This is a genomic window from Enterococcus devriesei (assembly GCF_001885905.1).
Taxonomy (GTDB): Bacteria; Bacillota; Bacilli; order Lactobacillales; family Enterococcaceae; genus Enterococcus_A; species Enterococcus_A devriesei.
On sequence record NZ_JXKM01000004.1, the window covers coordinates 67,034 to 87,773 of the forward strand.

The 20,740-nt window shown below is 40.3% G+C and carries 18 protein-coding genes; 12 read left to right on the top strand and 6 right to left on the bottom strand.

The genetic code is table 11. The features are described from left to right. Positions 1–315 precede the first annotated feature (315 nt). From RV00_RS06895 to RV00_RS06930, 8 genes are all read left to right on the top strand, one after another. Positions 316–1,734: a cytochrome ubiquinol oxidase subunit I gene (locus RV00_RS06895; RefSeq protein ID WP_071861873.1), complete on the top strand. Its 1,419-nt coding sequence runs from the start codon at positions 316–318 to the stop codon at positions 1,732–1,734. Continuing rightward, positions 1,727–2,743, top strand: a complete 1,017-nt coding sequence (gene cydB / locus RV00_RS06900) for a cytochrome d ubiquinol oxidase subunit II (RefSeq protein ID WP_071861874.1) — start codon at positions 1,727–1,729, stop codon at positions 2,741–2,743. The genes RV00_RS06895 and cydB overlap by 8 nt, the downstream gene beginning before the upstream one ends. Beyond that, on the top strand, positions 2,740–4,452 hold the full coding sequence (gene cydD / locus RV00_RS06905; RefSeq protein ID WP_071861875.1) for a thiol reductant ABC exporter subunit CydD: 1,713 nt from the start codon (positions 2,740–2,742) through the stop codon (positions 4,450–4,452). Before cydB ends, cydD begins: the two co-directional genes overlap by 4 nt. Beyond that, positions 4,449–6,197 (top strand): thiol reductant ABC exporter subunit CydC, encoded by a 1,749-nt coding sequence (cydC, locus tag RV00_RS06910; RefSeq protein WP_071861876.1) that lies wholly within the window; start codon positions 4,449–4,451, stop codon positions 6,195–6,197. Before cydD ends, cydC begins: the two co-directional genes overlap by 4 nt. A 197-nt stretch (positions 6,198–6,394) precedes the next feature. Continuing rightward, the gene (locus tag RV00_RS06915) at positions 6,395–7,438 is read left to right on the top strand and encodes a peptidylprolyl isomerase (protein ID WP_071861877.1); all 1,044 of its coding nucleotides are present in this window, start codon (positions 6,395–6,397) and stop codon (positions 7,436–7,438) included. A gap of 192 nt (positions 7,439–7,630) precedes the next feature. Next, the gene (locus tag RV00_RS06920) at positions 7,631–8,062 is read left to right on the top strand and encodes a DUF6323 family protein (protein WP_071861878.1); all 432 of its coding nucleotides are present in this window, start codon (positions 7,631–7,633) and stop codon (positions 8,060–8,062) included. Then, entirely contained in the window at positions 8,059–9,246 is a 1,188-nt protein-coding gene (locus RV00_RS06925) for a DUF6179 domain-containing protein (protein ID WP_071861879.1), read from the top strand. The genes RV00_RS06920 and RV00_RS06925 overlap by 4 nt, the downstream gene beginning before the upstream one ends. A gap of 232 nt (positions 9,247–9,478) precedes the next feature. Continuing rightward, entirely contained in the window at positions 9,479–10,342 is an 864-nt protein-coding gene (locus RV00_RS06930; protein WP_071861880.1) for a class F sortase, read from the top strand. Positions 10,343–10,423: 81 nt separating this feature from the next. Here RV00_RS06930 and RV00_RS06935 read toward each other — a convergent pair whose 3' ends face one another. After that, positions 10,424–11,977, bottom strand: a complete 1,554-nt coding sequence (locus RV00_RS06935; protein ID WP_071861881.1) for an AcpB/EbpR/MafR family transcriptional regulator — start codon at positions 11,975–11,977, stop codon at positions 10,424–10,426. Positions 11,978–12,278: 301 nt separating this feature from the next. Here RV00_RS06935 and RV00_RS06940 point away from each other — a divergent pair, with 301 nt between their 5' ends. From RV00_RS06940 to xerS, 3 genes are all read left to right on the top strand, one after another. Beyond that, positions 12,279–13,112 (top strand): Rossmann-like and DUF2520 domain-containing protein, encoded by an 834-nt coding sequence (locus RV00_RS06940; protein ID WP_071861882.1) that lies wholly within the window; start codon positions 12,279–12,281, stop codon positions 13,110–13,112. Between the two features lie 58 nt (positions 13,113–13,170). Next, the gene (locus RV00_RS06945) at positions 13,171–13,587 is read left to right on the top strand and encodes a DUF3788 family protein (protein ID WP_071861883.1); all 417 of its coding nucleotides are present in this window, start codon (positions 13,171–13,173) and stop codon (positions 13,585–13,587) included. A gap of 978 nt (positions 13,588–14,565) precedes the next feature. Further along, a complete protein-coding gene (xerS, locus tag RV00_RS06950) occupies positions 14,566–15,708 on the top strand; it encodes a tyrosine recombinase XerS (RefSeq protein WP_071861884.1) in 1,143 nt (380 codons plus the stop codon). Positions 15,709–15,797: 89 nt separating this feature from the next. Here xerS and RV00_RS06955 read toward each other — a convergent pair whose 3' ends face one another. The 5 genes from RV00_RS06955 to RV00_RS06980 all read right to left on the bottom strand — a co-directional run bounded on the left by RV00_RS06955 (position 15,798) and on the right by RV00_RS06980 (position 19,148). Continuing rightward, the gene (locus tag RV00_RS06955) at positions 15,798–17,156 is read right to left on the bottom strand and encodes an FAD-dependent oxidoreductase (RefSeq protein WP_249024074.1); all 1,359 of its coding nucleotides are present in this window, start codon (positions 17,154–17,156) and stop codon (positions 15,798–15,800) included. Positions 17,157–17,328: 172 nt separating this feature from the next. Then, positions 17,329–17,898: a hypothetical protein gene (locus tag RV00_RS06965; RefSeq protein WP_071862149.1), complete on the bottom strand. Its 570-nt coding sequence runs from the start codon at positions 17,896–17,898 to the stop codon at positions 17,329–17,331. A 16-nt stretch (positions 17,899–17,914) separates the two neighbouring features. Beyond that, positions 17,915–18,124, bottom strand: coding sequence for a DUF5320 domain-containing protein (locus RV00_RS06970; RefSeq protein ID WP_071861887.1), 210 nt, complete (start codon positions 18,122–18,124; stop codon positions 17,915–17,917). An 18-nt stretch (positions 18,125–18,142) separates the two neighbouring features. Continuing rightward, entirely contained in the window at positions 18,143–18,712 is a 570-nt protein-coding gene (locus tag RV00_RS06975) for a hypothetical protein (protein WP_071861888.1), read from the bottom strand. 16 nt (positions 18,713–18,728) lie between these two features. Continuing rightward, positions 18,729–19,148: a MarR family winged helix-turn-helix transcriptional regulator gene (locus RV00_RS06980; protein WP_071862150.1), complete on the bottom strand. Its 420-nt coding sequence runs from the start codon at positions 19,146–19,148 to the stop codon at positions 18,729–18,731. 117 nt (positions 19,149–19,265) lie between these two features. Between RV00_RS06980 and RV00_RS06985 the strand changes: the two genes are divergently transcribed. Beyond that, a complete protein-coding gene (locus RV00_RS06985) occupies positions 19,266–20,618 on the top strand; it encodes an MFS transporter (protein WP_071861889.1) in 1,353 nt (450 codons plus the stop codon). The last annotated feature ends 122 nt before the right edge of the window (positions 20,619–20,740 follow it).

Consider the following 20,740-nt stretch of genomic DNA (forward strand, 5'->3'; position numbering starts at 1 on the left):
GGATTTTTTTAGTACAGCCCATTAATTTTTTGAAGGAAAAAAAATTATTCTAAGCAACTTTTTTTGCGGTGGTAATAATAAGCATAAATTATTTTATTTATTGAAAAATAGCGAAAAGTGCTTAGGCATCCGCGGTGTAACTTGTGAATATGCTGAGAAATTTGAAGTGATTTAGTTATTTAGTTATTTTTCAAAATTTAAAAAGAAAAAGCGCTTAAGCTGAACATTTGGCAATTTATTTCATAAGGATTATAGTTATTGTAGAACTGAAATTATTCTAGTTTTGTTATTCACAATAGTAGGGGAGGAATTAAGATGGATATAGTGACGTTGGCCCGTTTTCAGTTTGCCATGACAACGGTTTTTCACTTTTTCTTTGTGCCGTTCTCGATCGGAATGGTCTTGGTTGTTGCCATTATGGAAACGTTATATGTTAAAACGAAAAATGAAAAATACCGTCAATTGGCGAAATTTTGGGGCAATATTTTTCTATTGAGTTTTGCGGTGGGCGTCGTGACCGGGATCATCCAAGAGTTTCAATTTGGGATGAACTGGTCGGATTATTCTCGTTTTGTAGGAGATATTTTTGGCGCGCCATTAGCCGTGGAGGCATTACTGGCCTTCTTTATGGAGTCGACTTTCTTAGGACTCTGGATTTTTACATGGGATCGGGTGAAACCGGGATTGCATCTGGTCTTTATTTGGTTAGTAACGATCGCATCGATGTTATCGGCTTTCTGGATCTTAGCCGCCAACAGCTTCATGCAACATCCGGTGGGCTACGTACTTCGTAACGGCCGAGCAGAAATGACCGATTTTGCGGCGGTAATTGCCAATCCAAAAGTTTGGTATGAATTTGGTCATGTTATCGCAGCAGCCATTACAATGGGCGGGATGATCGCAGCAGGACTTGCGGCTTTCCAATTATTAAAACGTAAAGAACCAAAAATGCGGGAGTTTTTCAAGAAATCGATGCGCATCGGTTTAGTGATCACGTTATTTGGTTCGGTTATGGTATTAGGTGCAGGAGATGCGCAAATGAAGGCCTTGATCGAAGGTCAGCCAATGAAGTTTGCGGCAATGGAAGGGACCTATGAGGATACCGGTGATCCGGCTGCTTGGACCTTGATTGCTTGGGACAATGAGCGGGAGCACAAACAAGTCTTCGGTGTTCAAATCCCTTATATGTTAAGTATTCTGTCTTATAACAAGCCCTCTGGTTCAATCAAAGGGATGGATACCATCAATAAAGAGCTAGTCAAAAAATACGGAGATCGGAATTATTATCCGCCGGTAAATGTCTTGTTTTGGAATTTCCGGATCATGGCCGGTTTTGGCATGCTGATGCTGTTAGTAGCAATTCTTGGTTTATTCTTTACACGTAAGAAGAAACCGATTTTGTATGAGAAACGTTGGATGTTGCGCGTAGTGGGACTTTGTACTTTTGCTCCTTTCTTAGCAAACACCGCGGGTTGGTTAGTGACTGAATTAGGTCGTTATCCGTGGACAGTCTATGGCTTGTTCACCATCGAAGACAGTGTTTCACCAAACGTTTCGGTGACTTCTTTATTAATTTCAAATACGATTTACTTCCTGTTGTTCTCAGGTCTGGCTATTACGATGATTTATTTAGTGAAGCGTGAATTAAATAAAGGACCGGAATTAGACGAAGGGAAAAATATGGATCTAAAATCTGTCGATCCTTTTGATAAGGAGGCGTTCACTCATGAGTAATCTACAATTATTATGGTTTGTCTTGATTGGTGTTTTATTTTCCGGCTTCTTCTTCTTTGAAGGCTTTGACTTTGGTGTGGGGATGTCTGTTCGTACTTTGGCTCATGATGAAGGGGAGCGGGATCAGATCGTCGAAACGATCGGACCGGTTTGGGACGGCAATGAAGTCTGGCTATTAACCGCCGGCGGAGCGATGTTTGCTTCATTCCCTTACTGGTATGCTTCATTGTTCAGTGGTTTCTATTTGATTCTGTTCATTATTTTGTTTGGCTTGATTATCCGCGGGGTCTCTTTTGAGTTTCGTAGTCATATGCCAAAAGAACGCAAACAATTATGGAATTGGACCTTAACGATTGGCAGTTTTATCGTACCATTTTTCTTTGGGGTACTATTTATTAGTATGGTTCAAGGAATGCCAATGGATGCGGACCACAACATGATGGCTACTTTTACAGATTACATTAATTTGTACTCGATCGTCGGAGGCGTAGCGTTGACTTTGCTATGTTACTTGCATGGTTTAAACTATATCGCTTTGCGGACGGAAGGTGCAATTCGTTACCGGGCAAAAAACTACGCGAAGTTTTTATATGGCGTATTGTACGTAGGCTTAGTAATCTTCGCAATTTTAATGTATTTCAAAACGGATTTCTTCCAAAATAATTTTGCGGTGACGTTGGCTTTGTTAGCGGTAATCGTTCTATTGACTGTGATTGCCAATGTGTCGGTCTTCAGAGACAAAGAACTTATTGCACTGATCGCCAGTGGTTTCACCTTAATCGCTTTAGTGGCATTATTATTCAGCGGTTTATTCCCACGGGTTTTAATCAGCTCGATCCCAGGGAATGATTTATTGATTGAGAATGCTTCTTCAAGTCCTTACACCTTGAAGATCATGTCTTATATCTCGTTAACGATCTTACCGTTTGTGTTGGCTTATACGGCTTGGACCTATTACATCTTCCGCAAACGGATCAAACACCCGCATGCTGTGGGGGTCGAACAATGATCGACAAGAAGTTATTACAACTTCCCGGGATCAAAAAAATTCTTGGATTGCTTGCAGGATCTGCTGTCCTGCAAGCAATCTTTATAATTGGACAGGCATTCGGTTTAGCACTTACCATTACCCATTTATGGAATGGTGCAAAACTTGGGGGGCAATTAGCGTGGATTGCGCTGTTTTTTGTTTCCTTTGCCTTGCGCCATTTAATGACCTATTTACGGGAACGCGTATTAGAAGAATATGCTTATCAGCAAGCAAAAACTATACGTAGTCAGCTACTGCAAAAGATTTTTCGACTAGGACCACAAGTCGTTCAAAAGCAAGGAACTGGCAGTCTGGTCACAACGACTTTAGACGGAATCAATCAAGTAGAGGAGTACCTCCATTTGATCTTACCGAAGATGTTAAATATGATGATCATTCCGTGGATCTTACTGGTCGCAGTCTTCATTTTAGATTGGAAGTCAGGAGTTGTGCTGTTAGTTGTTTTTCCTTTGATTATTATTTTTATGATCATCTTAGGCTATGCGGCCCAAAGTAAAGCCGATAAGCAATACAAAACCTTTCAATTACTGTCGAATCACTTTATTGATTCCTTACGAGGCATCGATACGCTGAAATTCTTTGGTATCAGCAAACAATACAGCAAAAGTATCTTCACCACCAGTGAACGTTTCCGCAAAGCGACGATGAGTACACTGAAGGTCGCAATCCTTTCCACCTTTGCATTAGATTTCTTTACTACCCTGTCTGTGGCAGTAGTAGCGGTGTTGTTAGGTCTACGTTTAATCAACGAAGCGATCTTTTTATTCCCGGCGCTGACTGTTTTGATCTTGGCACCAGAATATTTTTTACCGATTCGCGATTTTTCTAGTGATTATCACGCGACTTTGGATGGGAAAAATGCAATGGATGATGTTCAGCAGATTCTAGACTTAGAAGAAACTCAAGATGAAGCGTTAGACTTAGCGACCTGGTCTGCCGATAGCCAGTTAGCGGTGCATTTGACTCATCACTATGATGAAAAATTAGGTGCAGCGGTTGATTTTAAGGTAAATGGTTATCAGAAAATCGGTATCATCGGCATGAGCGGTTCGGGAAAATCCACTTTGATCAATTTGCTTAGTGGATTTTTACGACCGGATGAAAGCCAAATCCAGCTTGATGATCAATCGTTGAAGGCCTTCGATCAACCAAAATGGCAGGAACAATTGATTTATATTCCGCAAAATCCCTATATTTTCCAGCGCTCCGTGCGAGAAAATATTGCCTTTTATCACCCCGATGCCAGCGAGGAAGAAATCTTGCAGGCGGTGGCAGTGACCGGGTTGACGGAACTGTTAGCGGAATTACCAGAAGGCTTAGAGACAAAATTAGGAGAAGGCGCCCGGACATTAAGCGGCGGACAAGCACAGCGGATTGCTTTGGCACGGGCGTTTCTTGATCAAGAACGAAAAATTTTGTTATTCGATGAACCGACTGCTCATCTAGATATTGAGACGGAGGTCGAGTTGAAGGAACGGATGCTACCATTGATGGAAAATCGTTTAGTCTTCTTCGCGACCCATCGTCTCCATTGGTTGGCTGAGATGGATTATTTATTAGTGATGGATCACGGCCAATTAGTTGAGCAAGGGACGCTGGAAGAATTGAAACAAAAAAATGGTGCTTTTACGAAATTAAGTCACGCATTGCGAGGTGAAAAGGAATGAACCGAATCGGATTATTCACTGCATTGAAAAATGACGAATGGGTCAAGCCTTTTTTCAAGCAATACAAAAGATCTTTAATCTTAGCGCTAACGTTAGGAGTCATTACCTTCTTCTGTGCCGGCGCGTTAATGTTTAATTCCGGCTATTTGATCAGTCGGGCAGCATCTTTGCCAGAAAACATTTTGTTGATTTATATTCCCATTGTTTTGACACGGGCCTTTGGGATCGGACGCCCGGTCTTTCGCTATGTGGAACGCTTAGTCAGTCATAATTGGGTTCTAAAGATGACCTCGAATCTGCGGGTGAAGCTGTATGATTCATTAGAGCAGGATGCGATTTTCTTTAAACAAAAACACCGGACGGGTGATATTCTAGGGTTATTGTCAGAAGATATCAATCATATTCAAAATTTGTATTTACGAACGATCTTTCCTACGATCATCGCTTGGTCATTGTATGTTTTGATCATTCTTGGCATCGGTTATTTCTCCCCATTTTTTGCTTTAGGAATGTTGCTACTCTTAGGCGTAGTCGTATTCTTATTGCCTTTGTGGTCCGTCTTAGTCAACGGCGCGCGTCAAGAACAACAGAAGCAGATGAAAAATCAGTTGTATAGTGATTTGACCGATAATGTTTTAGGCGTGTCTGATTGGATCTTTAGTCAACGAGGGCAGGATTATGTGAACCACCACGAAGAATCTGAAGAAGCATTGCGGGAAATCAATCGTAAACTGCAAAGCTTTCAACGAAAGCGTAATTTTCTACTGCAATTAATGTTTGGCGTGATTACGTTGGCGCTGATTCTTTGGACAAGTCAGCAATTTCCTGGCAATCACGGTGGGGCTGCCAACTGGATCGCTGCCTTTGTTTTGTCAGTCTTTCCCCTAATCGATGCCTTTGCGCCATTACCAGCAGCAGCTCAAGAAACGAATAGCTATCAAGATTCTATCGTTAACTTGAATCAGTTGCCAACGGTTGAAAAAGCGCAAGGCGAAACGCCTATTCTTGAAGGGCCGCTAACCTTGACAATCGAAAATGTTTCTTACCACTATCCTGATAGCCCGAAAGAAGTTTTAGCGAGGATTGATTTGATCCTTGAACCCGGTGAAAAAATCGCGATTCTTGGCCGCAGCGGCTCTGGGAAAAGCACATTAGCTAATTTGATTCGTGGTGATTTACGAACAACTAAAGGAAAAATTACTCTAAACGGTGTTGAGACCTATCGCTTCCAAGATGACATCAGTAATTACCTTGGCGTCATTCATCAAACGCCGTATCTTTTTCACACAACGATCATCAATAATCTCCGGATTGGTCGAGAAACGGCGACGGAAGAGGAAGTCTGGCAAGTGCTTCAGCGGGTTGGGTTGAAAGAATTAGTTGAAAAATTGCCAGAAGGATTAGAAACGATGGTAGATGAAGCTGGTCTGCGATTTTCTGGTGGTGAGCGGCAACGGATGGCCTTGGCACGAATTCTGTTACAGGAAGTGCCGATTATTTTATTAGATGAGCCTACGGTTGGCCTCGATCCAGTGACAGAACAAGCATTGATCGATACTTTTTTCAATCAGCTGCAAGATAAAACGATTATTTGGATTACCCATCACTTGCAAGGGATCGATGCGATGGACCAAGTCATTTTTATTGAAGATGGCAAATTAACGATGCAAGGCAGTCCTAGTGAGCTAAGAAAAACCAATAGCCACTATCGAAAACTGCAGCAAATAGACAAAGGTACGATATAACAGGAAAACTTCTCTAGTAAAAAACTAGGGAAGTTTTTTTATATTTATCTAAATTAACTTTAATTAACGAACTAAAAATATCGCAAATGAAATCGCTGCTTTTTACACTTCTCGCAGCTAGGGAAGTGCTGCGTAATCGTTTTTCCTTTCTCGAAGCTGACATGGTACAATTTAGAAAACTTCTAAGGAGGTCTTCCATGAACAAGAAAAAGATTTTGTTTAGCGCGGCTCTACTTGGTGGTGTAGCGGCAACTATCCATAAGCACCAAAAAAATGAAACCGTAACCAACCAGCTGATTCCCCGGCACTGGGATCAAGCAGAGATCCAACATCGATTTCAACTATTTACTGATACGTTAGCAGAGGGAACAGAAGAAGAACTGGAATCTTTTTTTGTAGGAAAAAGCGAAAAAGATTTCGAAAAGCTAAGGGGAAAGCAACTAACATGGCTTGAAACACATTTTTTGATGATGTACAAAGTTAAGGGAGACAGCTTCAATAATTTACGAGGCATAATCTCCTATCGTATAGCAACGACCAAGAAAGAATACACGTTTGTCCTTCAAGTAGCACGCTTAGGCGATTCAAACGGGGTGGGCTGGTATATTCAAAAGATGATCTCGCAAGATTATGGCATCCGATTTCTGAAGCAAAATTATCTACAACTGACACCGCTTAAACCTCAGGAAGAGTTGTGTCTGATCGAAACGAATGCTGGTGATATTACACTGCGCCTGTTTCCGCAAGCGGCACCAAAGGCCGTCAAGAATTGGCGCGAATTAGCGCGGCAAGGCTTTTATGACAATACAATTTTTGCTCGAGTAATCAAAGATTTCGTGATCCAAGGTGGGGCTTTAGATGGTTCTGGACAAGAAGCAGAATCTATTTATGGTGGCTATTTCGAAGATGAACTGGATGAAGGACTGTATCATTTTGATGGTGCTGTTTGCTTAGGCAATCATGGACCAAATACGAACGGCAATCAGTTTTATATCGTACAAAGAAGCTGGGTAGATCAGGAACAATTACATCGCATGAGTCTGCCGCTGCAAATTCGCAGTCATTATGAAGCGGTCGGTGGCATTCCGGAACTGGATGGTCGTTACACAGTTTTTGGTCAAGTCATAGAGGGTCTGACCGTTCTTCGTCAAATCGCGAATCGACCAACCAATCAGCAGGATGCACCTCGACAATCAATCAAGATCAAACAAATCAGCTTTAAAAAGGGGCATCAGAGTTAATCTGATGCCCCTTTTGTTATTTTTATAGTTTCAAATAGTAGCAACCGTGATAAGTCAGGCAAAAAAATAGTTAAGAAAGGCTTAAGCTAGCCCTCTTATCTAAATCTAGAATATCACATTTTTAGCAAAAATTCAAGATTGTCTTTTTATTAGACCTGTGCTATTTAGTCTATGAAAGGGGCGGATCAGGAAATGGAACGGTTTGATACAACGTTATTTAACGAGTTTTTACAGAAGAATATAGGAAGTCCGCGAGTAGAAATCAATCGTCTGTTGCGAGCGAACCATAAAAATTTTCAACTGTCAGTTGGAGACATTCAACTACTTAATCAAGAACGGCAGCAATTGTTTAAGGACCATCATTTGGTAGATTTTAGTTGGCAAAACACCCAAGCACTGGCAGCTTTTTTAGCAAAAGAAAGGATTTATTATAGGAGAGATTACGTGGAACAGCTCAACGTCTGTCAATCCATTTTTTATTATTTGCGCAGTTACCATTCAAGTGGAGTAACCGATCAAGAGATTATCGAGGCCATTCAGCAACGCTACGAGGTTTATCAAGGTGATTTAGAGCAGCTGCAAGGCTTCTTTGAGGATTTTCCAGCATTGGAGGGTGAAATATGAGTCAACCAATGATTGATCCAACGTTTTATCCTTTTTACTTTCAGAAGTTGCAAGAACGACTAAGCGGGACATCAGTCATGTCCCTTGAACAAGCAGAAACGATTCAACAATCGCTTGAATACGTCCTTAAACACGGAGAGGGGGAGACTTTACCTATTCGCTTTGAACAAGGAAAGAAACAGCTAGAGAAAAAATTAACGGAATTGCAGCGGCTTTATCAATTTATCCAAGCAAATTATCAAAGTTTTGGAATCGAATCGCTTGATGAGTCCATTGAAGAAATAGGGGGTTTTTTTAAGCATTATGATCTAGACTACGGGGCGGCAGAAGTCGACCAAGCGTTCATCGATTATCAGCTTGCAATCCCGGTTCCTACTCACCTAAAGGGAATTGATTTTTATGAATGCTATTTGCGAAGTTTAGCAACGGAAGTTTTATTAGTTAAGCATCTGCCAGCAGACCAGATTACTGAGCTGTTGGAGATTTACCAAGAAAAGTTGGGCTTTGATTACCGCCAGGATATCAATAATTTATTTGAAATCATTTTTAGACAGTTAATCGGTAGGTTACTAGTAACTAAAAAGCAAAATGAATCTCTCTTATTAAGTCGGGAAGAGACAGAATATGCCTTTAACCGATTGAAAATAGAGAGCAAACCAGTAGAATTAGTACCGCTATTCAATCGGTCAGATTACTATCATCAAGTTTTTCAACAACTTCAAAAAGTCTGTCGAGAGACGCCTTCTGAGGACGCTGTTCATTTTTTCATTCGCAGTGTTCCCTCTAAAAAGCGTCTGACATTCAGTCAGACGATGCCGCAAAGTTCATTCAATCAGTGGCTAAAAGCCTACTATATTAGTAATAGAGCGGAGAGAATCAAGTTATTGACCGACAAAGATTTGGCTCCAGAAGATTTCATTGAACTACTGGAAATCGTCGAAGAAGACTCGGAATTTCGCGAAGAGGTTTTTAAAAGATTAAATAAAAACTTTATAATAACTCTTTATCTTTGGGTTATTAAAGGAAATAATTTATCTAATCCCCGTGAAATCCTTGATTTAACAGAAGCTGGCGACATACAAACATTTTTAAAAAATCATTTAAAAACTCTAAGTGGATCAGCCCTACATGATCTTTTACAGACTATAAACATGTATCAGTTAAGTAAATTCGACTTCAGTTAGATAAAAGTAACCATATTTTACTGGACGGTTTTCACAAACAATTTGCTCACGCAGATTTGTCTATCTAATAGAAAGTTATGATAAAAGGTTGTTAACCCTTATTTTTATAACTTCTCATTTAAAAAAATAAATATCATTAGTTATTTAATGAGCAGTATCCAACTTAAAAGTTATTTTCCCCCTTATTCTATAGGTGAAAGAGGAAGCAAACATACCTAAGGGGGAAAACGGAATGGGGATTTTTCACAAATTACTGGTGGTTGTCGCTTTATTTCTAACATCTAGCGGAGCGTCAGTCTTTGGACAATCAGAGCAAAGTGCGAAAGGCGAAACTAGCCAAACAAAAATTGAACAAACGATTGAGGAAAGTAGCGAGTCTCATAAAAATGAAGAAGCACAAACATCCCAGGAAAAAACGACTTCATCAGAATCACCTGTATTACATAGTGAATCAGCTCCTACAATCGAAGAAGCAACACAGGAGACCGAACCAACAAGCAGTAGTACTGAAACCAACGAAATAACCAGTCAGCCCGAAGAAACAACTCCCCAAGTAGAAGTAGCTACTGAAGCTGAAGAAGTCACAGCAGCAGCTGAAACTGAAACGATCTCGGAAGAACCCGCTGTTTCAACAACGACGACTCAGGCAGTGAATGAACCAATCGCCACGCCTCAAGCGGCAACACAACAAGCTATGCAATTAAAAATTAACGGACAGTTAATCTCTTATACAAATGCTGGTCAAGGAAATGGTCAAGCAATCATTGATGCAAACCCAAATGAGGTAGCAACTTGGGGGGGCGTTCCCACTCAATCAGGCAATGACAATGCTAATACACATTTCATCGGTCATAATCCCGGCATTTTCAATGTACTCTTTTCACTACAACCAGGTGCAACCATTAGTGTAGCTGACGCGACAGGTGCTATCAGCAACTATCATGTCACACAAATCGTCACTGTTGACGATAGTGGTTATGCAGCAGACGGTACGGATTATTGGGACCAAATCACTGGTACAGGCGGCGGTGAGCGCATCACCTTGCAAACTTGTATCAACGATGATTACAACTTGATTGTCTTTGCCAATGCTTAATTAAGCCAAGCTCTGCCTCTATTGGTGGAGCTTTTTTTGTGCGAAAAAAGAGCTAAGAACTGATGTCTTGGCCCTTTAAAGTTATTGTTGTGCTGATAGTTGGGAATAATAAATTTCTTTTGCCGATTTTGATTTGATATTACCCAATTTCGTTAGTTGTATTTGGGCGGCTCTTTTTTGTGTCGCTACTATAAAGTTCCATAGGTTTTCACGGTCGGAGGCCGAAAAGAAGTTGTTTACAATCAAGCTATTTTCGTTTTCGTAGCCTTTGATGGGGTTATTACTAAGAACGATATCGTATTGAGCAAAATCAGCAAGATCTTCAGCACCTAAAGAAATGACCGACTCATTGTAAATTGAAAGAGTGACTCGTCCGTGGTAATTCGTGCTTAAAAAGTCTTTTAACATTTCCGCATGCTTGCGACCCAGATCACTAATAATCAGAATCGAGACCTTGCGTCGTAAATGCTCCAAACGGATCGGCAGGTGAGCCCATTCCTTCATTAATAAAAAGAGAACATTGTTTAGCCGAATATCGGTCCAAAGCTCCTGATTCTTTTTCTCGATATCTTCTAAATGATTTTTTACGATACTAGAAAAAATCGGGTAGACTAGCTGTATTTCACGCGCAAATTTCTGATACTTATCAAACAGTAAATTCTGCTGATAGGGATAGAAATTGTATTCCACATACCAGGACATCATCTCCTGAACGATTTTCCGGCGATCCTCTTCAATCAAAGGAAAATCGATAGACTCAGATACTTTGTCCAAAAAAGTATTGATCTTCGTATCCATTCGCACAATTTGTTGCGGGTTGTCCCAGTTATAGAATTCATGAAAAACAGTATGACTAATCTCTTTATACCATTTTTTAGGTAGGGTGAAGGGGGTTTCTTCTAACAAATGTTCCGCGAAGGGGCGACTATACTCTAAGACTTTTTCAATCGTGTCGTCATCCTCTTGATAAATCTCTTCCGACAAATAAAAGCCTTGATACATCCGATTCAGCGTCACCAAAAGCAGATAAGCAGCCTCCTGAATCTCACGATCGTCGAGAGACACATCAAAATCGGTTGAGGTTCGCATAATAAAGCAGGTAGTGGCTTCATGGTCTACCGTAAAGGGCCACTGGTTAACGCCATAGGCCTCTGTAAAATATTCTTGATAAAAAAAACGAACCCAACGTTCATCTTTTGCGGTGATTCGAAAAGGTGCTCGTTCTAACTTTAAACCTCGGCGTTCCAAAAATTCTTCTAATGCATTGACCATTCTGTAAAAGGAAGCCTCACTCATAAACAGTTCATTGATCCAATATTCTGCATCTTGATTGGCTTCATAGAGCATCTTCTCAACAAATTGAAACTCTAACGATTCATGAAAAATCAACCCGTAGACATTCCCTAATTTATTTGAAGTTAGATTATTTAAACGTACGCCTTGAAACTTAGAATATTCGATGTAAATAAAGTCGCCCCAAAAATCATTGATAAAATCAATGTCAGATAATAAGGTTTTCACGGAGCAGTCCGCGTGTTTGGCCGCTTCTTTGACATCACACCAAGAGGGGAGCTGATCGAGGAATTCAACAAATTGAATTCGACGGTAGGTAGAAGAATTAAGTAATTTTTTCATACGGCTCTCCTTTCAAATAAAATGAATTTATTATCATAATTTTACCGATTATTTAATAAAAAAGCGAGTCATTTAACTAATGATCGAAAAATTATTGTTTTTATTGCTGAAAAAAAGAGAATGTATTAAATGTTGTTACAAATCGCAGTATTATCCAAAAACATTAGTGTTTTAAAGCTCTCTTACTTATAAATAATAAATTGATTGACTGAATTATCCAGTGTTCTGCCGTTAAAATAAACAAATCATGCTATAATTGTTTTATTAAAGTAGGGTGAGAAGGATAAGGAGTGAACAAATCGTGAAAATTGGATTTATTGGGGCGGGAAAAGTTGGAACGAATCTAGGTCGCTATTTCGATACTAAAGGTTGGCCGCTTTCAGGATTTTATAGCAAACATTATGAAGACGCTATCTTTAGTGCTAGACAAACCAACAGCCATGCTTTTTCCGAGCTTTCGGAGTGTGTAGCGGCCAGTGATTGGCTCTTTATTACGGTACCAGACGATCAGCTATTAACTGTTTGGCAGGAAGTAGAGCCGTTGCTGACAAGGGAGTATTGTCTTTTTCATTGCAGCGGATCTAAAAGTTCGGCGATTTTTGCCACAGAAAAAGCGCAGATTGCTTGTTTCTCCTTACATCCCTTGACCGCCTTTGCTACTAAATCAGTACCGCTGGAGCAGCTTGCTCAAGTCGCCTTTACCTTGGAAGGAGATCAGCAACAAACACAAGTAAAAGCTGCCTTTGCCAACTTAGAAAACCCGCTGGCAGTCATATCTGCAGAAGACAAATCGTTGTATCATGCTGCCGGTATTTTTGCTAGCAGCTTAGTAGTGGGACTAGCAACAACCGCTCAAGAAATATTTCAAACTTGTGGTTTGCCAGAAGCTTTTGCCAAGAGCGCTTGGCGTCAAGTATTCACTCAAAATGCTATGAATCTAGTGCTCAACGGGCCAAAAGAGTCACTGAGCGGGCCAATCGAAGAAAATGATTTAACTACCATAATTGAACACTTAGCTGTTTTATCACCGGAAGATGCTAAAATTTACTGTGAATTAACGAAGAAACTAATCAAACTAGCATCTGAAAAGTATCCTGAACGAGATTATCAATTTATCGAGGAAAAACTTGATTAATAAGGAAAGAAACTTGTGTTTGCAAGAAAGATAATTACGAGTAAAGGAGCTGTGAACGATGAAACTTTTATTAAAAGATCCTGAAGAGCTTCCCACGATTGAAAATTTAGCGAAATACTTGGGTACAGATAGTTTAGCCCTTTATCAGCAGCTTTTAGTAATGCTTCATAAGGAGTCCTTCAAGGAGGATTGGACTTACTATAATGATGGGAAGCATTGGCTGGCTAAGATCTTATACAAGAAAAAAAATCTCGGCTGGATCTCGATTTGGGAAAGTGGCGTTAAAATCACCGTTTATTTCGGTGAACGAATCTGGCCTCAATTGATGACGAACGCGTTATTCCAACGACTTGAAGCTAGTGGCGTCGAGATTCATAAATCCGGGAAATTAACCGCTGTTTTAGTGCCGGTTTTAGATGAGATATCATTACAAAACGCAGTCGCGCTTGTCAAATTCAAAAAAGTAGCAAAATAAAAAGGATTCGTATTCGTTTAAGACACGAATACGAATCTTTTTTCGCGATAACAGGCGAGTAGCTTAGGAAAGGGCTTCTTAAGGTTTTAGAATAATGTTAGTTTTTCTCAAACCATAACAGAGCATACTTGGAAAGTAGCAAATACCATTAGCAAGCCTTAATAAAGCCGATTTTATTGAAACGTAATCGAACAATCAAAATAATTAGCAGATAGTTAAGAAAATTATTTTGGTGAATGACTGATAATGTTTAACAGAAACAATCCAAACGAAGTATTTTAAAATAGATTCAAACGTTTAGTCGATGTTCATTGGTATCATTAGATGCCTAAGTTTACTTGTACGGATCAATAAGCTAAGTTTACTCAAACTCAATTATGGGAGTTGCTATTAAAAAGTTTGTTTCGTTCGTCGATTATTATAGCAGTAAACAACTAATTGATCCGTCGAGGAAGTTGGGAAAGTAAAATCATGTTTTCGTAACAATATGCATTTTCCCGAAAGCATGATTTTTTTGCGTTGCTTAAAACAAAAAAGAATGGATTTTAACTGTTTTGTAGACTGATCCTATGGTTTGCTATAAGGTCTTTTCAAGCTGAATTAGATCGATCAAGTTGAATTCATTTGAATAAAAAGCCATCATACCATCAAATTCGTGTTAATTTATAGCGATTTACAATGGAATTTCAACTTTAACAGCACTTAGGATGAAATTTTTAATTGTTAGCAAGTATAAAATATTTTTTTGTAGTTGTTCCCTCCAGCTGCCGATAATTGTTATTTTAATATACTAATGGATTGTTTAAAGCTTTATAGAAAGAACCATTTTTCAGTAATAGTTGATTTTATTGTTTATTCCCCTCTCCTATCTTTTTTTGAAATATGTTATTTTATAATTGACAAAAAGGTATATACCAATTATACTGTTTTTTAGAGGGATACTCCCTCTCCTAACAAAAAAAGAAAGGACTGAATCGAATGAGTCGTGAACTATTAAGAGAACGTTACGAGAAAGAATTTGAGAAATTACCAGACTTCGTACAAAAATATTTGCTCTATTTAGAAGCGATCCCCCGTTCTACCAATACGCTATACGAATACTCAAAAGAATATCGTCGCTTCCTCACCTGGCTTTTAGCCGAAGGAATTGTGCAAGCAAAAGACATTACAGAAATTAGATTGGCTGATTTTGAGCGATTGAATAAAGATAAGATCGTCTTATACAAGTCCTTTTTAAATCAATCACCAAAAAGAACCTTTGAAGAAAAAAATGAAAATGATCTGGCACAAGCTTCCTTAGGTGAACGTAATACCCACCGTTTGAAAGTGACGGTTCAGCGCAGTATTACAGCGCTGCGCTCCCTCTTTAAATACTTGGCAAATGAGGAAGTCGAGGAATATGATGAACAAATCGGCGACTACATTATTCGTCCGATGCTAAGAAGAAATATCATGGTCAATATTGAAAATGGTGGTGTGGATGCTTCCGGCGAAGTCCGAAAAGATAAAATTGAAAAGATGCTTTATTTAGATTCTGAGGCGATTGATTTTGTTGAATACGTTTATAGTGGATATGGCAACACGCTGACTTCTCGCCAAGCCAAGACGGCTTACGAAAAAAACCGGATTCGAGACACCGCGATCTTAGCCCTGTTTCTAGGTTCGGGTATCCGTCTGTCTGAACTCGTCAATACCAATGTCAGTGACCTCAACTATGAAGGCCTTTACGTTCAGGTCCAGCGGAAAGGCGATACCTTGGACCACGCGATGATCTCCCCGATCTTTATCGACTATCTCCAAGAATATATAGAACAGCGGGAAAGTTTATACAATGCGGATGATTCCGTGCCCGCGCTGTTCTTAACTAAACACAAGAATGTCGCGAAACGCATGGAAGGCGGCTCGATTGAAAAGATGATCGATAAGTACTCCACCGCCTTTGGGAAACGTACGACTCCCCACAAACTGCGTCATAGCGTTGGCACGATGGCTTTTCGAAAAACGAAAAACTTGAAAACCGTCAGTGAAATCCTAGGTCAACGTGGTACTTCCGCGACAGAAATCTATACCCATATCGTAAAAAAAGAGAAACGTTCGGTGATCAATGATTTATGGACGTAAATAGATGAATAAAAAAGGACCATTGAAGAGATAATCCCTTATCTTTTCAATGGTCTTTTTGCTTTCTATTTAAAAGAATACCTGCAAAACTATGCTTTGTTTTCTTGTTGAAGTGCCTTTAGCCCTGCCATATTAAGTAAATTCCAAGGGGTATCAAATTCCGGCTGGAAGAAGAAATCAGCATAAGCTAATTGTTCAATGGTAAATTTTGTCTGAATCGCGATTGAGATCGCATTGATATTGGCTGTTAAATCGGTTTTTGACATGATTTGTGCTCCTAAGATGGCTAGCGTCTCTGGATCATACACTAATTTAAACAGCATCCGAGTTTTCATATCGGCCGGAACAAAATCCATCAAAGTATCTTGATCCAATAAGACCGACTTCGTTTTGATCTCTAAGCGGCTGGCCATTTGGTCGTTTAAACCGGTGGAAGCAAATTTATAGTCAAACACCCGTAAAGCTGATGAGCCTTGGACACCAGGAAATGGATGATTGGCTTCGGTTAGATTTTTGGCCGCATATCGTCCTTGTCGACGCGCGTTGGTAGCTAAGGCAATATTGACAGCTGTTTGACCAGGATTGTATTGGATCAAGGTCGCGTCTCCGACTGCAAAGACATCTTCTGCACTTGTACGCATATATTCATCTGTCTTGATCATCCCATTTGGATGTAAGTCTAGCGCATCTTTCAACCACATGGTATTTGGTCGGATACCGGCAGACATCACAACTAATTCCGCTGGATATTCGCCTTTATCTGTTATGACCTTGCTGACTTTTCCATTTTCACCGACGAATTCCACGACTTTTTCTTCCATGGCTAAGTTCATGCCATTGTCGGTCATTTCTTTATCCAAAATATCTGTGAATTCTTCATCAAGATAAACGCCTAATGGACGAGTAATCACGTCTACCACCGTCACGTTTTTGCCAGCTTTGGCAAAGGCTTCGGCTGCTTCGATGCCGATATAGCCGCCGCCAACGACGACTACATTTTTGATATTCGGATTGACCGTGTCCATTTTCAGCTCAACGGTATCTTGACGACCACGCATCGTTTCAATATTTTTCAGATCGTGACCAGGAACTGGCAAGATAAATGGGTTAGCTCCCGGACTTAGAATCAATTTATCATACGTTTCAGTTCGGGTTTGCTCAGTGACGTGATCTAAGACTTCAACTTCATGTTTGTCAGGTATTACTTTGGTGATTTCAGTGTTAGTAAAAACGCGAACCCCGCGTTGTTCCATCTCTTCGGCAGTCATGTAACGAATTGAATCAACGTTTTTCACGACTCCTTCGAGATACATTTGCGTGCCTCAACCCATAAATGAGATAAAGTCGCCTTTTTCATACCACTGCACTTCCGCATCAGGATGCGTCAACAGTAGTTCTTCGACTGCTTCATAGCCGCCGTGTGAAGATCCTAAAACAATAACCTTCATAAAAATTCCCTCCTAATTTGTTAGTTACGCTTTCATTGTAGCGTAGGTTGATTGGAAAAAGACAGCTATTGGCTCATAAGGCAGAAGAACGAGGTGTATTCGATCTTAAACGGATCAAAAAAGGTGCGTAATCCTATATGGACTAAGCACCTTTTTGCAAATCGTTTGTTTCTTATGCCAAAGCATTTGGACTGGCTAACTGTGGTCCTTGGCCATAATAGGCTTGGACCCAATCGTCGTTGTCCCACATTTCAGTTTTACGACGTCCGCGGAAATAATCCCATTCAGATTCGTATTCTACTTCGATCAGTTTGCCGCCAGAGCCTAAGGTGGCCCAAGCATAATTACCAGAGTAGCCGGCAAACTTGATCCATTGAACAGGGAAATATTGCAGCTCTCCTTCTTCATCAAAGAATTCTCGTTCTTGATAATCAACACGTAGGAACATTTCGCCATTGCCATATTCAGGATTGATAGCGGCCAAAACTTGTTCGGCTTTTTCTACGGCAACATCTTCGTCTAATAACGCGCCGCTTGGGACTTCAGACAGGTCCTTTAAACTAACGAGTGCATCATTTTCAAAAATGCCGATAATGCGAGGACCGTTAATGACGAATTCGCCTGCTGGTTGTAGGCGGACAATATGGACCATGACACCATTTCGTACTTGATCGTCTTCTTCAGCAATTTTATAGTCCTCGGGAATTGTCACGGCGTAGTTGATCATTTCTAAGTAATCCATTGTTTTGCCTTCTTTCTTACCATTCAAAATCGTCAAGCTGTTCTTCCAGCTCTCGAATTTGCTCTTGCAGTAGTTGAATCTCTTCTTTGATTTCTTCTAAGGTGGCGCCACTAGTGCTGTAGCCTTTATAGTAGGCTGTCATATAATCATTGTCTTCTAGGCGTTGCAACCGATCTCTAAGCTGACCTAAAAGCTCAAGGTTGTTTTCGTATTGTAGTTCGTTCATGGCTGTCACTCCTTTTGTTTAGGCTAAAGCATTCGGGCTAGCTAATTGTGGCCCTTTGCCTTCTCTAGCCAAGACCCAATCATCGTTGTCCCACATTTCCGTTTTGCGGCGGCCCCGGAAGTAATCCCAACGTGAATCAATCTCCATTTCGATCAATTGATTGTCGGCACCTAAAGTGACCCAATTATAGCTGCCGTTGGAATGACCGAATTTGATCCATAGAACAGGAAACTGGCTGGTTCTTCCTGATTCATCGACGAATTCTCGTTGTTGATGTTCGATCCGAATAAAGGATAAGCCCCGAGCATAGCTGCGATTGCTTTTTGAGAAGATATCTTTGGCAACGGCTTCTGCTCGCTCACTTGATGCTAGCTTGCCACTGGGAACCGAAGTTAGATTTTTAACGCTGACTAAAGTATCTTTGACAAAAATCGCGATGATCCGTGGACCATTCAGCTTAAATTCGCCGTCCTTTTGAAAACGCCAAATCGTTACGTCTTGTTTATTCCGGCGTTCGGTTTTTTCTTCGACTAATTGATAGCCTTCTGGGATAGTCACGACTTTGTTTAATAATTCTTTTCTTTCCATTTTACAGACTTCCTTTTCATTCACTTAATTTATTTATTATCTCGATAAAACTCGTTTGTTCTTCGAGGTCAAGCGGTGCAAAAAAATCTTCGTTGGCCTTTTGTAAAGCCTCTGGAATCACTTGGTAGATTTCTGCCCCTTTACTTGTTAACGACAAGAGATAGCCTCGGCGATCATCAGGGTTTTCTTTTCTCAAAATATAATCGCTATCCATTAATTTTTTGATGGCTCGCGTCACATTGCTAGCATTGACGCCAGTCAGTTGAACTAATTTTTCTTGAGGCAAATCTCCAAAATCGTGGAGCTTCAAAATATAATAGTAGAGACTGGAATTTAATTGATAAGGCGCCAAATAACGATCAATCAATTTGACATAACGACGACTGACAGTAGGCAATTGCTTCAAAGTATCGATATCACTTATAGAATGCTGCAACACAGTCACTCCCTCTCCTTTTTTCAAGTCGCAACAGTTTAATTACTTGCGCAAGCAAATAATAAACCCTATAATACCTTTAGTCAAACAAAATGTTTCACTTTGGAGGAATAAATTTTGCATAAAACAAATACTAAATGGATGACCGTCGCGATTTATCTAGCTACCTTAGTTACCGCTATCGAATCGACAATCGTGGTAACAGCGACCCGTTCGATCGTCAATGACCTTGGCAGCTCAGAATTGACTGCTCTCATCTTCTCTACTTACTTATTTTCAAGTGCCCTAGCGACACCGATCTTCGGACGGATGGCCGATAATTATGGTAAAAAGAAAATTTTTCAAGCCGGCCTTTTGTTGTTCTTAGTCGGAACGATTCTCTGTGGCGTATCGATTTCTGGCAGTATGCTTTTTGGTGCGCGGATCATTCAAGGGATTGGTGCTGGTGGCATTATGCCGATGACTTTCGCCTTGATCGGTGAGCTTTTTGATCTGAAGACCCGGACAAAAGTGATGGGGCTAAATAATTCAGCTTGGGGAATCGCCTCATTAATTGCACCATTATTAGGCGGCTTGATTCTGCGGAGCCTTACTTGGCACTGGATCTTCTTTATCAATGTTCCTTTTGTCTTGATTGTACTGGCGATTGTTCAAGTCTTTTATCAAGAAAAAGAAACAGCGGCAACACCTCAAAAGGGCGCCTTTCAACAGTACAGCTATTTCATTTTCGGATTGTTAGTATTACTGAGTGGTATCCAATTATTTAATCTTCAATTAGTATTCGGCGCGCTAGTCTTGATCGCCGGCGTGATTGCTCTGTACTTCTTCTATCAGAAAGAGAAAAAAGCGCCAAGTCCGATTATTCCTATTGGTACGATTAAAATCAGCGCGTTCCGGCTATTAACGATTTGTGTCTTTTTGATCAACGGAGCGTTGATTGGATTTCAAGTTTATTTGCCGATGTGGGTTCAAACAGAATTACAACTCTCACCAACTTTAGCTGGTTTAGCTTTACTGCCCTCTTCAATCGCCTTTATTTTAGGTTCTTACTATTCAGGCAAGCTGTTGACTCGTTTTGGTCAAAAGAAGCTGTTGCAGCTAGTAATTGGCGGCGCATTGATTGGGTTTCTATTTTTAAGCCTAGTGCCTAGTAGCACTGGCTATCCAATTTTACTGATCTTTTCAAGCTTTCTAGGTTTTTTCATTGGAACCGGTGTGACGATCAGTGTGATTTCTGCCCAAAGTTATGCATCACAACAAAATCTCAGCACTGTTTCGGGATTCATTACTCTGTGTCGTACGTTGGGGCAAAGCTTTATGGTGACTTTTCTCGGGGTGATCAACCAACGGATTTTCGCTGCCCAACAGCAGCCAATCGCCGGTTATCACGGAGTGTACTTCGCTATCAGCATCATCTTTGTTTTTCTACTGCTGGTTGTTAGCTTGGAGCGAAGCCAAAAAACAGAATAAAAAGAATGGATTGGAATACCAATTAAGGTTCAGAACCTCTGGTATTTCAATCCATTTGTCTCTCTAAAATAAACACGACAATAAAAGGATTATAATGACTAAAAAAGCGATTTTAGGGTGGC

Bases quoted from the DNA above. Each gene is read 5' to 3' on its own strand.
- RV00_RS06930 (WP_071861880.1), top strand. From the start codon at position 9,479: ATGGGGATTTTTCACAAATTACTGGTGGTTGTCGCTTTATTTCTAACA.
- RV00_RS06935 (WP_071861881.1), bottom strand. From the start codon at position 11,977: ATGAAAAAATTACTTAATTCTTCTACCTACCGTCGAATTCAATTTGTT.
- RV00_RS06970 (WP_071861887.1), bottom strand. From the start codon at position 18,124: ATGAACGAACTACAATACGAAAACAACCTTGAGCTTTTAGGTCAGCTT.
- xerS (WP_071861884.1), top strand. From the start codon at position 14,566: ATGAGTCGTGAACTATTAAGAGAACGTTACGAGAAAGAATTTGAGAAA.
- RV00_RS06920 (WP_071861878.1), top strand. From the start codon at position 7,631: ATGGAACGGTTTGATACAACGTTATTTAACGAGTTTTTACAGAAGAAT.
- cydC (WP_071861876.1), top strand. From the start codon at position 4,449: ATGAACCGAATCGGATTATTCACTGCATTGAAAAATGACGAATGGGTC.
- RV00_RS06895 (WP_071861873.1), top strand. From the start codon at position 316: ATGGATATAGTGACGTTGGCCCGTTTTCAGTTTGCCATGACAACGGTT.
- RV00_RS06915 (WP_071861877.1), top strand. From the start codon at position 6,395: ATGAACAAGAAAAAGATTTTGTTTAGCGCGGCTCTACTTGGTGGTGTA.
- RV00_RS06965 (WP_071862149.1), bottom strand. From the start codon at position 17,898: ATGGATTACTTAGAAATGATCAACTACGCCGTGACAATTCCCGAGGAC.
- RV00_RS06945 (WP_071861883.1), top strand. From the start codon at position 13,171: ATGAAACTTTTATTAAAAGATCCTGAAGAGCTTCCCACGATTGAAAAT.
- RV00_RS06975 (WP_071861888.1), bottom strand. From the start codon at position 18,712: ATGGAAAGAAAAGAATTATTAAACAAAGTCGTGACTATCCCAGAAGGC.
- cydB (WP_071861874.1), top strand. From the start codon at position 1,727: ATGAGTAATCTACAATTATTATGGTTTGTCTTGATTGGTGTTTTATTT.
- cydD (WP_071861875.1), top strand. From the start codon at position 2,740: ATGATCGACAAGAAGTTATTACAACTTCCCGGGATCAAAAAAATTCTT.
- RV00_RS06925 (WP_071861879.1), top strand. From the start codon at position 8,059: ATGAGTCAACCAATGATTGATCCAACGTTTTATCCTTTTTACTTTCAG.